13 protein-coding genes and 2 pseudogenes are annotated in these 14,300 nt (G+C 62.3%); 11 read left to right on the forward strand and 4 right to left on the reverse strand.

Features of this window, described 5'->3' with window-relative positions; genetic code table 11:
- Positions 1 to 12: 12 nt before the first annotated feature.
- The 4 genes from hslU to ACFQDL_RS09190 all read left to right on the forward strand — a co-directional run bounded on the left by hslU (position 13) and on the right by ACFQDL_RS09190 (position 3,544).
- On the forward strand, positions 13 to 1,344 hold the full coding sequence (hslU, locus tag ACFQDL_RS09175; protein WP_379908735.1) for an ATP-dependent protease ATPase subunit HslU: 1,332 nt from the start codon (positions 13 to 15) through the stop codon (positions 1,342 to 1,344).
- 369 nt (positions 1,345 to 1,713) lie between these two features.
- Positions 1,714 to 2,064, forward strand: coding sequence for a gamma-butyrobetaine hydroxylase family protein (locus ACFQDL_RS09180; RefSeq protein WP_379912984.1), 351 nt, complete (start codon positions 1,714 to 1,716; stop codon positions 2,062 to 2,064).
- Positions 2,065 to 2,136: 72 nt separating this feature from the next.
- Entirely contained in the window at positions 2,137 to 2,895 is a 759-nt protein-coding gene (gene ubiE / locus ACFQDL_RS09185; RefSeq protein WP_379912986.1) for a bifunctional demethylmenaquinone methyltransferase/2-methoxy-6-polyprenyl-1,4-benzoquinol methylase UbiE, read from the forward strand.
- A 16-nt stretch (positions 2,896 to 2,911) separates the two neighbouring features.
- Positions 2,912 to 3,544 carry a ubiquinone biosynthesis accessory factor UbiJ gene (locus tag ACFQDL_RS09190; protein WP_379908736.1) on the forward strand — a complete coding sequence of 211 codons (633 nt, stop codon included), beginning with the start codon at positions 2,912 to 2,914 and terminating at the stop codon, positions 3,542 to 3,544.
- A 277-nt stretch (positions 3,545 to 3,821) separates the two neighbouring features.
- Here the strand turns inward: ACFQDL_RS09190 and ACFQDL_RS09195 are convergent, their stop codons facing one another.
- Positions 3,822 to 4,235, reverse strand: coding sequence for a CopD family protein (locus ACFQDL_RS09195; protein ID WP_379908737.1), 414 nt, complete (start codon positions 4,233 to 4,235; stop codon positions 3,822 to 3,824).
- A gap of 149 nt (positions 4,236 to 4,384) precedes the next feature.
- On the opposite strand from ACFQDL_RS09195, the gene ACFQDL_RS09200 reads away from it, so the two are divergent.
- The 3 genes from ACFQDL_RS09200 (at position 4,385) to ACFQDL_RS09210 (ending at position 7,185) form a co-directional block, all read left to right on the forward strand.
- Positions 4,385 to 5,218 carry a pirin family protein gene (locus ACFQDL_RS09200; protein ID WP_379908738.1) on the forward strand — a complete coding sequence of 278 codons (834 nt, stop codon included), beginning with the start codon at positions 4,385 to 4,387 and terminating at the stop codon, positions 5,216 to 5,218.
- 177 nt (positions 5,219 to 5,395) lie between these two features.
- On the forward strand, positions 5,396 to 5,926 hold the full coding sequence (locus ACFQDL_RS09205) for a hypothetical protein (RefSeq protein ID WP_379908739.1): 531 nt from the start codon (positions 5,396 to 5,398) through the stop codon (positions 5,924 to 5,926).
- Positions 5,926 to 7,185 (forward strand): di-heme-cytochrome C peroxidase, encoded by a 1,260-nt coding sequence (locus ACFQDL_RS09210; protein ID WP_379908740.1) that lies wholly within the window; start codon positions 5,926 to 5,928, stop codon positions 7,183 to 7,185. The genes ACFQDL_RS09205 and ACFQDL_RS09210 overlap by 1 nt, the downstream gene beginning before the upstream one ends.
- 213 nt (positions 7,186 to 7,398) lie before the next feature.
- Here ACFQDL_RS09210 and ACFQDL_RS09215 read toward each other — a convergent pair whose 3' ends face one another.
- The 3 genes and pseudogenes from ACFQDL_RS09215 to ACFQDL_RS09225 all read right to left on the reverse strand — a co-directional run bounded on the left by ACFQDL_RS09215 (position 7,399) and on the right by ACFQDL_RS09225 (position 10,161).
- On the reverse strand, positions 7,399 to 8,142 hold the full coding sequence (locus ACFQDL_RS09215; protein WP_379908741.1) for an SDR family NAD(P)-dependent oxidoreductase: 744 nt from the start codon (positions 8,140 to 8,142) through the stop codon (positions 7,399 to 7,401).
- A 101-nt stretch (positions 8,143 to 8,243) separates the two neighbouring features.
- Positions 8,244 to 8,905 (reverse strand): annotated as a pseudogene (locus ACFQDL_RS09220) (fumarylacetoacetate hydrolase family protein).
- 63 nt (positions 8,906 to 8,968) lie between these two features.
- Positions 8,969 to 10,161 (reverse strand): annotated as a pseudogene (locus ACFQDL_RS09225) (MFS transporter).
- 104 nt (positions 10,162 to 10,265) lie between these two features.
- On the opposite strand from ACFQDL_RS09225, the gene ACFQDL_RS09230 reads away from it, so the two are divergent.
- From ACFQDL_RS09230 to ACFQDL_RS09245, 4 genes are all read left to right on the forward strand, one after another.
- On the forward strand, positions 10,266 to 11,144 hold the full coding sequence (locus tag ACFQDL_RS09230) for a LysR family transcriptional regulator (RefSeq protein WP_379908742.1): 879 nt from the start codon (positions 10,266 to 10,268) through the stop codon (positions 11,142 to 11,144).
- A gap of 320 nt (positions 11,145 to 11,464) precedes the next feature.
- Complete coding sequence (gene ppnP / locus ACFQDL_RS09235) at positions 11,465 to 11,746, forward strand: pyrimidine/purine nucleoside phosphorylase (RefSeq protein ID WP_379908743.1); 282 nt, start codon at positions 11,465 to 11,467, stop codon at positions 11,744 to 11,746.
- A 161-nt stretch (positions 11,747 to 11,907) separates the two neighbouring features.
- Positions 11,908 to 13,140, forward strand: a complete 1,233-nt coding sequence (gene serA, locus ACFQDL_RS09240) for a phosphoglycerate dehydrogenase (protein ID WP_379908744.1) — start codon at positions 11,908 to 11,910, stop codon at positions 13,138 to 13,140.
- Between the two features lie 97 nt (positions 13,141 to 13,237).
- Positions 13,238 to 13,675: a host attachment protein gene (locus ACFQDL_RS09245; protein WP_379908745.1), complete on the forward strand. Its 438-nt coding sequence runs from the start codon at positions 13,238 to 13,240 to the stop codon at positions 13,673 to 13,675.
- The last annotated feature ends 625 nt before the right edge of the window (positions 13,676 to 14,300 follow it).

A 14,300-nucleotide genomic window follows, 5' to 3' on the forward strand; every position in this document is an offset into this window, starting at 1 on the left:
TAGGAGAGAAAGATGTCCAACATGACTCCGCGTGAAATCGTCCACGAGCTCGACCGTCACATCGTCGGTCAGGATGCCGCCAAACGCTCGGTTGCCGTCGCGCTGCGCAACCGCTGGCGCCGCATGCAGCTGAACGAGGAACTGCGCGCCGAAGTGTCGCCCAAGAATATCCTGATGATTGGCCCGACCGGTGTCGGCAAGACCGAGATCGCCCGGCGCCTGGCGAAGCTGGCCAACGCCCCCTTCATCAAGGTCGAGGCGACCAAGTTCACCGAAGTCGGCTATGTTGGCCGCGATGTCGAAACGATTGTCCGCGATCTGGTCGACATGGCAATCAAGATGGTCCGTGAACAGGAGATGGACAAGGTGCGCTTCCGTGCCGAAGAGGCCGCCGAGGAGCGCATTCTCGATGCCCTGCTGACGCCGGCCCGCAGCGACGGCTCCGACTCGGCGCCGTCCCGCACCGACAGCGCCACCCGCCAGATCTTCCGCAAGAAGCTGCGCGAGCATCAACTCGACGACAAGGAGATCGAAATCGAGGTCGCCCAGCCCAGGACCGGCGTCGAGATCATGTCGCCTCCGGGCATGGAGGAGATGACCAGCCAGCTGCAGAACATGTTTGCCAACCTTGGCAGCAACCGCAAGCAGAGCCGGCGCCTGAAGGTGAAGGAAGCCTTCAAGCTGTTGACCGACGAGGAAGCCGCGAACCTGGTCAAGGAGGAAGAGATCAAGCAGAGTGCGGTGAACCTGGTGGAGCAGAACGGCATCGTCTTCCTCGACGAAATCGACAAGGTCTGCAAGCGCACCGAGAATACCGGTGGCGACGTCTCCCGCGAGGGCGTACAGCGCGACCTGCTGCCGCTGATCGAAGGCTGCACCGTCAGCACCAAGTACGGCATGGTCAAGACCGATCATATTCTCTTCATCGCCTCCGGCGCTTTCCATCTGGCGCGCCCGTCGGACCTGATTCCGGAACTGCAGGGCCGGCTGCCGATCCGCGTCGAACTCAACGCCCTGACGCCGGAGGATTTCCGCCGCATCCTCACCGAACCCAATGCCAGCCTCACCGAGCAGTATCGCGAGTTGCTGAAGACCGAAGGCGTCGAGGTGGAGTTCAGCGACGATGCCATCCACCGTATCGCCGAGCTGGCCTACCAGGTCAACGAGCAGACCGAGAACATAGGCGCCCGCCGGCTGCATACGATGATGGAGCGCCTGCTCGAGGAGCTGTCGTTCGGCGCCTCGGACCTGAACGGCCAGAAACTGCTGATAGATGCGGCCTACGTCGACAAGTATCTCGGCGAACTGAGCCAGGACCAGGACCTGAGTCACTATATTCTGTAAGAGCTTCGATCGTAGGTTGGGTGGAGGCCCGCAGGGCCAAAACCCAACAATAAAGGTGCCGACCGACACCAATCGATCTGTACTGCGATCGATATGGCGGGTTCCCTGAAAACCGCTCCTGCGTTTTCAGGATTTCCACCATCCCTGGCGGTTTCGTGATGCCCAGACCGCCCGGACGACGTTGAGCTCGTGCCGATGCATCCCTCTACCCACCCTCCGGTCTTGCCTGTCGCAGGTTGGGTGGCGGCCCGCAGAGCCGAAATCCAACAATATCGCTAAGCTAGACAGTAGCTTCAACCTGCAAGCGGCAAGCTAATCCATCCACTGCTCCTGGAATAACAGCATGAACTCCACCCTCTTCCCTCCGATATCAAGCTGCACCTGAAGTCCCGCACCCTGGAACTTTTCTATCCTGACGGCAGTTTCGAGCTGACCGCCGAGTTTCTGCGCGTCCATTCGCCGTCGGCGGAGGTGCGCGGCCACGGCATCGGTCAGGGCGTGCTGCAGACCGGCAAGAAACTGGTCGGCATCAAGCAGGTGGTACCGGCCGGCAACTATGCGCTGAAGATCGTTTTCGACGACGGTCACGACAGCGGCCTCTATACCTGGGAGTACCTCTACGACCTGGCCCACGACCAGGAGCGCTACTGGCAGGAGTACCTGCGTCAGCTCGAGCAGGCCGGAGCGTCCCGCGACGGCGGCATGATCGCGCGGGGCTGACAGGGTATTTTCATACCGGGTTCATAGCGCGGTACAATGCCGGTATTCATCTTCAAGCAGCGAACGGCGACCATGAGCGACCAGAAGCAAGACAGCACCACCCACTTCGGCTACCAGGAAGTCCCGGTCGAGGACAAGGCCCGCCGCGTGGCCGACGTATTCCATTCCGTCGCGGCCAAATACGACATCATGAACGACCTGATGTCTGGGGGCATCCACCGGCTCTGGAAGCGCCTGACCATCGAGCAGAGCGGCGTGCGCCGCGGGCACCGGGTACTGGATATCGCCGGCGGCACCGGCGACCTGACGCTGCGCTTTTCGCGTCTGGTCGGCCCCGAAGGCGAAGTGGTGCTGGCCGATATCAACGACTCCATGCTCAAGGTCGGCCGTGACAAGCTGCTCGACCACGGCGCCACCGGCAACATCGAGTTCGTCCAGGCCAACGCCGAAGCCCTGCCCTTCCCCGACAACCATTTCGACGTCATCACCATCGCCTTCGGCCTGCGCAACGTCACCGACAAGGACGCGGCCCTGCGTTCGATGGCGCGGGTGCTGAGACCCGGCGGCAAGCTGATGGTGCTGGAGTTTTCCAAGACCGACAACCCTGCGTTGACCCGGCTGTACGATTTCTATTCGTTCAACATCCTGCCGCAGATGGGCAAGGTCATTGCGAACGATGCCGAAAGCTACCGCTACCTGGCCGAGTCGATCCGCATGCACCCGGACCAGGAAACCCTGAAAGGCATGATGGAAGCGGCGGGACTGGTTCAATGCAAGTATCAAAACATGACCGGCGGCATCGTCGCGCTGCACACCGGCATCAAACCCTGAGCCCGGAGAAAGCCCCATGCCACTGCCGATGCTGAGCGCCACCCTGCTGACCGTTGCCGAAGAGAGTCTCAATGCGCTGTTGCGGCGCGACCCGGTCACCCTCAGAGCCCTGGCCCAGCTCGGCGGCCGCGTGGTCGCCGTTGAGGTCACTTCGCCGGCGATCAGCCTGTTTCTGATTCCGAACGCCGAGGGGCTGCAGTTGCAGCAGCATTATGGCAGCGAACCCGATGCGCGCCTGCGCGGCAGCGCCAGCGCGCTGCTGCGCCTGGTGAGCGCGGACGACAAGGCGTCCGCCCTGTTCGGCAAAGGGGTTGAAGTCAGTGGCGACAGTGGCCTGGCGACACGTCTGCAGCAGGTGCTGGCCAGCGCCGATATCGACTGGGAAGGCCTGCTGGGCGATCTGATCGGCGACCTGCCGGCACACCAGGCGACCCGCTTCCTGCGCTGGCAGCGCAGTTACTGGCGCCAGGCCGGCGACAGCCTGATGCACAACATGGGTGAATATCTGCAGGAGGAAGCCCGCCTGCTGCCGCCCCGTCCGGAACTGGACGCCTTCATGGCCGAGGTCGACGAGCTTCGCCAGCACAGCGACCGCCTCGAAGCGCGCCTGCAGCGGATTCTGAGCCGGCTGGACGGTGATGAATCGTAGGATGGGTGGAGCCGCAATGGCGTTTTTCTTTCGGATCCCGCCAGGCTGGCGCGGCGTAACCCATCACAGGCGCCAACGGCGCGTTGGTCGCAGGTGGCACGGCAGTATCCGTCAATAGAGCCGTGATGCAACAGCGGTGCCGGCTCCAACGAATCGATCTGGAATACGATCGATATGATGGGTTGCGCGATGTCCATACTTCGCGGTCACCGTTGAAATACATGCGAATGCATCGCTCCACCCATCCTCCAATTCTTACCAGCCCCTCCGCCAAGACTCAGAATGGTTTTACGACCACCAGGACCAGGATCGGCACGAAGATCAGCAGCGGCAGTTCGTTGAACAGCCGGAAATAGCGCCCGCTGCGGTCCAGCGTTCCGGCCTGCATGCTCTTCAGATAGGCCCGGCACCAGCCGTGGTAGCCGATCAGCAATGCGACGAACAGCAGTTTGGCGTGCAGCCAGGCGCCGCTGAAGCCGTACCCGAGCCAGAGCCAGAGGCCCAGTGCCAGCGTAAAGAGCGCCATAATGGTCATGAAACCGTAGAGTTTGCGCGCCATGATCTCCAGCCGCGCCACATCCTGTCCGGCTTCGCGCCCCTCGACGTAGTGCACGAAGATGCGCGGCAGATAGAAAATGCCGGCCATCCAGCTGGTCATGGCCAGGATATGAAAGGTCTTGACCCAAAGCATGCCCATCTCCCCCAGGTAGGTCTCTGTTGTGGCTGCCGCATGATACGCAGACCGTGCAGAAAAACTGAATACTGGACACAGTAATTTCCGCTTTTTCGCCATCCCCGGCGCAGCTAAGCTGCTGTACATCAACTGCAGGAGGATCTCCGATGAAAGAACGTACCCTGAAACGACGTATCCAGGGCATGCCCGCCTCGGACGGTGCCGGCGTTCGCCTTAACCGGGTGATCGGTACGCCGGCGCTGCGCAATCTCGATCCTTTCCTGATGCTGGACGAGTTCAAGTCCGACAGCCCCGACGACTATATCGCCGGTTTTCCGGCGCACCCCCACCGTGGATTCGAAACCGTGACCTATATGCTCGCCGGCCAGATGGAGCATCGCGATCACCTCGACAATGTCGGTCGCCTCGAGGCCGGCGGCGCCCAGTGGATGACCGCCGGACGCGGCATCATCCATTCCGAGATGCCGAAACAGGAACAGGGACTGATGTGGGGCTTCCAGCTCTGGATCAACCTGCCGGCGGCCGAAAAGATGCAGCCGGCCCGTTATCGCGACCTCGCCCCCGGGGACATCGCCGAAGCCACCGACGGGCAGGGCGTCCTGCGCCGCATCATCGCCGGCGAGTCTCTGGGGGTCAGGGGACCGGTCGGCGGTATCAGTGTCGACCCGCTGATGGTCGACCTGCGCATGCCCGCCGGCACAACGCTTGAGCATCCGGTTGCTGCCGGACACCAGGCCTTTGTCTACGTCTATCGCGGCGCCGTCAGGCTGGGCGGCGAACCGCTGCAGGCCGGTGAACTCGGGGTGCTGAGCGATGGCGACGGCATCCACCTGAGTGCCGCCGAGGACAGCGGCGTGCTGCTGCTGGCCGCCCGCCCCATCGGAGAACCCGTGGTGCAGTACGGCCCCTTCGTGATGAACAGCTCCGAGGAGATCGAGCAGGCGCTGCGGGATTACCGCGACGATCGCCTGACGGACTGAGATCGAAGGGGCTTGGCAATTGCTGCCGATGGACTAAACTCAGGTAACGTCAAACGGATGTTTGATCTGAACTCCAGCAGAGGGACCTGATATGCTCCGCCGATTCGCCACTGCCCTTCCCGCGCTGCTCGCCCTCGGCGCCTGCAGCAGCCTGCCCCCTCCACGCCGGTCGACCGGGTGGTCTGGCTCGAACAGGGCGACGACTGGCGCGGCAGCCAGCGCGACTGGTTTCATCACGTCAGCCAGGGTACCGCCACCCTGCCGATTCCATTCGAATGGTTCATGGCGCTGGAACAGCCCGGCGTCAACCTGTTCGGGGCCGGCGAACTGGTTTCGGCACCGGACTATCTCGCCCGGCTCGGCTTCATTCCCGGCGAGATCTCGCGCTTCAACCAGAGCGGCCTGCCGGTCGGCTTTGCCGTCGATTACGGCGTCACCAGCCCGGTGGACGGCCGCCGCTACAATGCCATCGGCTTCACCTGTGCGGCCTGCCACACCGGCCAGATGACCTACAGGGGCACCTCGATCCGCTACGATGGCGGCCCGGCGATGACCGATATCACCGAATTCACCATCGTGCTCTTCCTGGCGATGTTCGAGACCCGCTACAGCGAGGTTCGCTTCGACCGCTTTGCCGCCCGGGTGCTCGGGGAACGCAATACCGGGGCCAACCGCCGCGATCTGAAAAAGCCTTCTCGACCAACCTGATGGAACTGATCGACCTGCAGCTCGAGACCATCGAGGCCGAGGAGCAGCGGGACATCGCCCGCGAACTCGATACCAGCGGCGAGAGCCGCACCCTCAAGGATATTGCCAAGGGTCTGAAGGCCAGCCTGAAAAACACCGAAGGCTTCACCCGCCTCGATGCGCTGAACCGCATCGGCAACCAGGTCTTCGCGCTCGACGCCAACAAGCCGCACAACTTCGTCACGCCCAATGCGCCGGTCAACTACCCCCATATCTGGACCTCGTCCTGGTTCGAATGGGTGCAGTACGACGGCTCCATCATGCAACCGATGGTACGCAATGCCGGCGAGGCCCTCGGGGTGGCCGCCCTGGTCAACCTGGAGGACGACGAACAGCGCTTCGACTCGACGGTCAAGGTCGACGAACTCCATCGAATCGAGCAGATGCTGGCCGGTACCGAGGCTCCGTTCCGGGCCAGAACCTTCACCGGTCTCAAGGCCCCGGCCTGGCCCGAGGCGATTCTTGGCGTCATCGACAGGGAGCGTGCCGCCGAAGGCCGCAGCCTGTACCGGCAGCACTGCCAGGGCTGCCACCTGCCCGCCACCGACGACCCGGCCTTCTGGAGCGAACGTTACTGGTCCGTCCGGAACGACAACGGCGAGCGCCTGCTGCGCCTGAAAATCATCCCGGCCGGCGAGATCGGCACGGACCCTGCGCAGTCGCGGGTATTGGCCGATCGCCGGGTCGATACCACGGGCCTCGGTATCGACACCGTCGTTTACCGGGGCCAGGACTGCACACCGCTGCAGATAAGCGATTCGAGCGATGCCTCTTTCGCCTTCTCGCTGGGCGCCGTGGTGCAGGAAACGACCGATTACTGGTACCGCCAGCACGGTATCGGCAGTGACGGGCAGCAGCGCATGAACGGCTTCAGGCCGAACTGCCTGCAGGCCCCCGGCGGCTACAAGGCGCGGCCGCTCAATGGCATCTGGGCCACGGCACCGTTCCTGCACAACGGCTCGGTGCCGAACCTCCATGCACTGCTGTCGCCGGCTTCCGAAAGGCCGGAACGTTTCTGGCTCGGCAACCGCGAATTCGACCCGGTCCGGGTCGGCTACGAGACCGGTGAAGCGGCCGGACTGACAGAACTCGATACCCGGTTGCCCGGCAATCACAACGGCGGGCACGAATTCCGCGACGGCGAGGGCCCCGGCATTATCGGCCCGCTGCTGAGCGAATCGCAGCGCATGGCGCTGATCGAGTATCTGAAGACCCTGTAGCCTGTTTGACGTAAGGCGTAAGGCGTAAGGCGTAAGGTGTGATGCTGTCGGATTCGTAGGTTGGGTATAGGCCCGGCGGGCCGAAACCCAACACCAAACTGCTCAGCCAAACGCACCGCCGGTGACGGGTGACGGGTGACGGGTGACGGGTGACGGGTGACGGGTGACGGGTGACGGGTGACGGGTGACGGGTGACGGGTCAATTGGAATGCGTCACCACGGCAGCTCGCTACCGTCCCAGCTCAGAAAGCGCCCGCTTTCGCCGCCGCGATTGTCTTCGAGCACCTGCAAAAGCTGATGCACGGTGCACTCGACACTGAAGAGCTTTTCCCGCGGAACCCGGGCACTGAAGGGCTCGGACAGTTCGGTATCGGTGGTACCCGGGTGCAGACAGAGCAGCTGCAGATGGGGAAAACGCCGGCCCATCTCGATCGCGGCGGTTTTCATCAGCATGTTCAGCGCCGCTTTCGAGGCCCGATAGCTGTACCAGCCACCCAGCTGGTTTTCGGTTATGCTGCCAACCCGGGCCGAGATCACCGCGTACTGGCTGGACGTATGATGCACCAGCAACGGGTGCAGATGCTTGAGCAACAGCAGGGGGCCGAGCCCGTTGACGGCCATCGAGCGCTGAAACCAGTCCGGTGAAAGCTTCGCCAGACTCTTTTCCGGCCTCTGGTCGCCTTCGTGCAGCAGCCCGGCACAACAGAGGCCCAGCTCCAGCGGCTCGAGCAGCTCTGACTCGATCTGCGCGACGGTGGCGCGAATGCTGTCTTCATCGGTGAGATCGAGCGGCACCTGCCGCAGCTGCCCGGGATGGCGCCTGGACAGCTCATCCAGGGCCTGGGCACTCCCGGCGTGGCGGTAGCTGGCATAGACGCTCCAGTCGCGCTGCAGCAGCGCTTCGACGAACCCCCGCCCTATTCCCCGGGTGGCCCCGGCCACCAGCGCTGTCGGCATCGGCTGTTCTCCCGGCAGGTTCAACGGGACGGAGCGGACCGGCATCCCCCCGTCAATCACAGTGTATACGTCACCTGCCGGATATGCCGATCATTCGGCGTTCAGCGCACCGAGGTTTCCAGCCGCAGGATATCCACCAGCTCGACGTCGAGCCGGTCGCCGGAATGGATGGAGCCAACACCGGCGGGGGTGCCGGTCAGCACCACATCGCCGGGCTCGAGGGTGAAATACCGCGAGATGTAACTCAGCAGCGGCAGTACGGGGTTCAGCATGAAGCGGCTGTTGCCGTCCTGACGCGTTTCACCGTTGACCTTCAGCCGGATCTGCACATCCTGCAGATCGGCGACCCCGACCGCGGGAACGAAGGCCGACAGCGGACAGGCGCCGTCAAAGCCCTTGGCCTTTTCCCAGGGTGTCCCTGGCGCTTGAGATCATCCTGCAGGTCACGCAGCGTCAGATCCAGCGCAAGTCCCACCCCGGCAACGGCGTCCGCCGCCTGAGCCTCGCTGGCCCGGCACAGACGCTGGCCGATCAGGATCGACATCTCGGTCTCGAAATGCACCCGCCCCTGATTGGCCGGAATTTCGAACGGCTCGTCCAGTGGCACCACCGCAGTTGCCGGCTTGATAAAGAGCATCGGCACGGTGGGTACCGGGTTGTTCAGCTCCGCCGCGTGATCGGCGTAGTTGCGTCCGACGCAAACCACCTTGCCCAGCGGCAGCTCGATGGTCGTGCCATCGGCAAAACGGTGTTGGTATTTCATGCTCCACTCCGAAAACGCGAAAGCCCGATGATAACCCCGGTTGCCGGCGGCATCCAGGCCGCTTCAGGCCGCCAGCGCCCGCCGCAATTCGGTCCGCAGCAGCAACAGGCTCACGGCCAGCGTCAGACAGAGCACCAGCAGCGATGCCAGGACCACGCCCGGCCAGCCGAAGTGGTGCCAGAACGGCGCCAGGTAGAAGCCACCACAACTGGCACCCAGATAGTAGAACACCAGATAGAGCGACGACGCACTGGCTCGGGCATGCTCGGCCTGGCGGCTGACCCAGCTGCTGGCCGTCGAATGGGCAAAGAAAAAGCCGAAGCTGTTGATCAGAAAACCGGCAATGATTGCCGGCAGCGAGGGAATAAGCGTCACCAGCGTGCCGCACATCAGCAGCAGAATGCCGAGCGCCATACACAGCGGTTGCGACAGCCGCTGCGCCACCCGCCCCGACAACGCCGAGCCGACAGTGCCGCTGAGATAGGTCAGGAACAGCATGCCCAGGAACTGGGCCGACAGCTGATAGGGAGCCTCGGCCAGCATGAAGGTCGCGTAGCTGTACTGGTTGATGAAGATAAAGAAGTTCAGCCCGCCCACCAGATAGGCCCCCAGCAGCAGCGGGTTGCGCAGGTGCCCGAGCAGGTCACGCACCATCAGCGCCGGGCGCAGCGGCTTGGGGCTGAAGCCGCTGGAGCGGGGCAGCAGCAGCGCGACCAGGACCAGCAGCACCGCACTGATCGCGGCCATCGCCAGAAAGGCCCGGGACCAGCCGAAATGCTCTCCGACGAAGCCGCCCACCAGGCGCCCGCCTACACCGCCGAGCGTATTGCCGCTGATATAGAACCCCACGGCCAGCATCAGCGCCCGGCGACTGAACTCGTCCCCCATGTAGGCGATGGCGATGGCTGGCAGACCGCCCAGGAAAAAGCCCTGCAACGCCCTCAGCGCCAGCAGCATGCCGTAACTCTCGACCCGCGACAGCGCCAGGGTCGTGACCGCAACGCCCCCAGCGTCAGCAGCATGATGCCGCGGCGACCGAGGGCATCGGACAGCGGACCGTAGAACAGCAGCGACAGTCCCAGCGTCAGGGTCGTCAGGGTAAAGCTCCAGCCCGCTTCCAGCGGCGAAATGTCGAAAGACGTCGCGATCATCGGCAACAGTGGCTGGGTGACATAGACGTTGGCGAATATCATCACCGAGCCCAGACAGAGCGCCAGAGTTGCCTGCCAGAACGCCCGACTGCCTGCTTCGATCATTTCGACACCTCAGGGTGATGGTCAATTCGAAACCCAGCTTAGCGCTTCAAGCATCATCATAAAAATATATACTTGTTATCACATCGATAAGAGACCCTTATGCAATGGATATCAAGCCGCTGCGTTATTTCGCCGAAGTCGCGCGCCAGCACAGTTTCACCCGGGCGGCCGAGACACTGCATGTCGCACAGCCGGCCGTCAGCATGGCAATCCGCAAGCTCGAAGCCGAGCTGGAGCTGACGCTGTTCCACCGCCAGGACCGCAAGGTCAGCCTCACCGACGAGGGCGCGCGGCTGTTTCAGCACGCCGGACGTATTCTCCAGGCCGTCGATAACGCCCGACTGGAGATGGACGAGTTGCGGGGTCTGAGCCGCGGCGAAGTGCGCGTTGGCATCCCCGGCATGCTGGGGTCCTATTACTTTCCGCCGATCCTGATGGCCTTTCGCCATCGCCACCCCAACCTGAGCCTGAAAGTCGTCGAAGCCGGCACGGGAAGCCTGCAGCAGATGGTCGAAACAGGCGAGCTGGACCTTGGCGTCATCGTCGCCGAACAGGTCCCCGAGGCGCTGGAGTCCCGTGTTTTCCTGCGTGAACAGATGATGGTAACGGTATCCCGCGACCACGCCTTCGCCCGCCAGGCGCAGGTCCGCTATGAGGACTTTTTCCGGGAAGAGCTGGTCATGTTTCAGCAAGGCTATTTCCATCGCAGGGTGGTCGACCGCCTCGCGCACCGTAGCGGCCTGACGCCCAATATTGGTTTCGAGACCAACCTGTTGCCACTGATCAAGTCGATCGTGAAGCAGGGCTTTGGCATCTCGACGCTGCTGGCGATGGTGCTGCGCGACGACCCGGACCTGGTGGCGGTCCCCTTCGACGAGCCGGTCTGGCTCGACCTGTCGATCGCCTGGCGCCGCAACGGCTACCTGTCCCGCGCCAACAGCGCCTTCGTCGATTTTGTGCTGAAACAAACGCATCAGGTGTAGGTTGGGTGGAGCGGCGCAGCCGCGAAACCCGACACAGGTACCAGCCGAAGGCAATCGATCTGTAAAACGATCGATATGACGGGTTGCGCGATGTGGTTCCTCGTAGGTTGGGTGGAGCGGCGAAGCCGCGCAACCCAACACCAACGCCTGCTGCCGGCCGACGCCAATCGATCTGGAATACGATCGATATGATGGGTTACGCGATACCCGCACTCAGGCAGTATTCTGCGACTCGATGGAAATGCATCGCTCCACCCATCCTACCTGTTAACTTCTGCCTCTTACCTCTATGATGCTGGCTTTCAATCGGAGGACCCAGAATGTTGCACGTTAACGAGTATTTCGAAGGCAAGGTCAAGTCCATCGGCTTCGAAAACAGCGAAGGCCGCGTCACGGCCGGCGTGATGGAAGCCGGTGAGTATGAATTCGGCACCAGCGAGAAGGAACGCATGCAGGTCTGCAGCGGCGAGCTGATTGTCAAGCTGCCCGGCAGCGACGAGTTCCAGCGTTTTCCGGCCGGCAGCGAATTCAATGTCGATGCCCATCAGAAGTTCCAGCTTAAGGTCGAACAGGCCACCGCCTATCTCTGTTTCTACGGCTGAACCGACGCGGCCGGTTCCCCCTGTCCGGCCGCAGCTTTGCTCATCTCAAGTTGAATAAATTTCCAGCAACTCCCAACTGTGCGCCAAACTCATTCATGTAAGTCTGTGCTACTATAGCGAGCCTCAAACGCCCGCTATCTTATCTAACGAGTCTCACAGACATGAGCAAGACCACTTCTCTGGAAAAAAGCAAGATCAGGATTTTGCTGCTGGAAGGCGTACACCAGTCAGCGGTCGAAACCCTGAATGCACAAGGCTACAGCAACATCGAATATCTCACCGGTTCCATCCCGGAAGAGGAACTGATCGAAAAGATCAGGGATGTTCACTTCATCGGTATCCGTTCCCGTACCCAGCTGACCGAGAAGGTACTGGACGCGGCGGAAAAACTCGTCGCTATCGGCTGTTTCTGCATCGGCACCAACCAGGTCAACCTGGGTGCGGCCACCGAACGCGGTATCGTCGTCTTCAATGCGCCCTACTCGAACACCCGCTCCGTCGCAGAGCTGGTGCTTGCCGAAGCGATCCTGCTGCTGCGGGGCGTCGCCGAAAAGAACGCCAAGGCCCATCGCGGCGTCTGGCTCAAGTCCGCCAAGAACGCCTACGAAATCCGCGGCAAGAAGCTGGGCATCGTTGGTTACGGCAGCATCGGCTCCCAACTCAGTGTACTGGCCGAGTCTCTCGGCATGCTGGTCTACTTCTACGATGTCGTGACCAAGCTGCCGCTGGGCAACGCCACCCAGGTCGGCTCGATGCAGGAACTGCTCTCCACCTGTGACGTGATCTCGCTGCATGTGCCGGAAACCGGCGCGACCAAGGACATGATGGGCGCCGAGCAATTTGCCCAGATCAAAGAAGGCGCGATCTTCATCAATGCCGCCCGCGGTACCGTCGTTGATATCGACGCGCTATGCGCAGCCCTTGCAAGCGGTCGTGTGCTGGGTGCAGCGGTCGACGTCTTCCCGGTCGAGCCCCGCAGCAACGATGACGAGTTCGTCTCGCCGCTGCGCGAATTCGACAATGTCATCCTGACCCCGCATGTGGGCGGCTCGACAATGGAAGCCCAGGAAAACATCGGTTACGAAGTGGCCGAGAAACTGGTCAAGTACAGCGACAACGGTTCGACCATCACCTCGGTCAACTTCCCAGAGGTGGCGCTGCCGGCCCACGCCAACGTGCACCGTCTGTTGCATGTTCACCGCAACGTTCCGGGTATCCTCGGCAAGATCAACACCGTCTTCTCCGAGAACAACATCAACATTTCCGGCCAGTACCTGCAGACCAACGAGAAGGTCGGTTACGTGGTGATCGACGTTGATGCCGACTACTCCGAAGTCGCGCTCGAGAAGATCAGCGAAATCGAAGGCACCATCCGCGTACGTCGCCTGTTCTGATCCCCCTGCGCGGCGGCCACCCGGCTGCCGCGCGCTTTGCATCCCAGCAACTATACTGCCTCTGGTTCCATCAGAACGGATACGGAGACAGTTCATTATGCCCACTACCTGGATACTCGCGGCGAACCGCAGTCACGCCCGCATTTTCAGTGCCGACACCCCCGCGGCAGGACTGACCGAAGTCGAAAGCCTGCTGCATGAAGAAGGCCGCCTGCACGAGGGAGATCTGGTCAGCGACGGCCCCGGTATCAGTTCCGGCGTGGCCGGCCGTGGCGGCAACCAGATGAACAGGGACGAAACGGCACGCCATCAGGAGGCCCAGCAGTTCGGCCGCCAGATCTGCGGCCTGCTGGACGAAGGCCTGCGCCAGAAACGCTTCGACCAGCTCTATATCCTCTGCGAACCGGGCTTCCTCGGCCTGATCCGGCCCATACTGTCGCCGGGTCTGAAACAGCACCTCAAATCGGAAATCCAGAAAAACCTGGTGGCCCAGACGCCCGAAGAGATACGTTCGGCACTGCCGCAGTATCTCTGACCTCAGGCCGCCCGCTGCACCCGGCTGAGCAGACGTCCGATCGGCGCGAATGCCTGCTCAGTCGGATCTGAAACAGCACCTCAAATCGGAAATCCAGAAAAACCTGGTCGCCCAGACGCCCGAAGAGATACGTTCGGCACTGCCGCAGTATCTCTGACCTCAGGCCGCCCGCTGCACCCGGCTGAGCAGACGTCCGATCGGCGCGAATGCCTGCTCAGCCGGGTCTGAAACAACACCTCAAATCGGAAATCCAGAAAAACCTGGTCGCCCAGACGCCCGAAGAGATACGTTCGGCACTGCCGCAGTATCTCTGACCTCAGGCCGCCCGCTGCACCCGGCTGAGCAGGCGTCCGATCGGCGCGAATGCCTGCTCAGCCGGATCTGAAACAGCACCTCAAATCGGAAATCCAGAAAAACCTGGTGGCCCAGACGCCCGAAGAGATACGTTCGGCACTGCCGCAGTATCTCTGACCTCAGGCCGCCCGCTGCACCCGGCTGAGCAGACGTCCGATCGGCGCGAATGCCTGCTCAGTCGGATCTGAAACAGCACCTCAAATCGGAAATCCAGAAAAACCTGGTCGCCCAGACGCCCGAAGAGATACGTTCGGCACTGCCGCAGTATCTC

It is taken from the genome of Marinobacterium aestuariivivens (assembly GCF_042661465.1).
Classification (GTDB): domain Bacteria; phylum Pseudomonadota; class Gammaproteobacteria; order Pseudomonadales; family Balneatricaceae; genus Marinobacterium_A; species Marinobacterium_A aestuariivivens.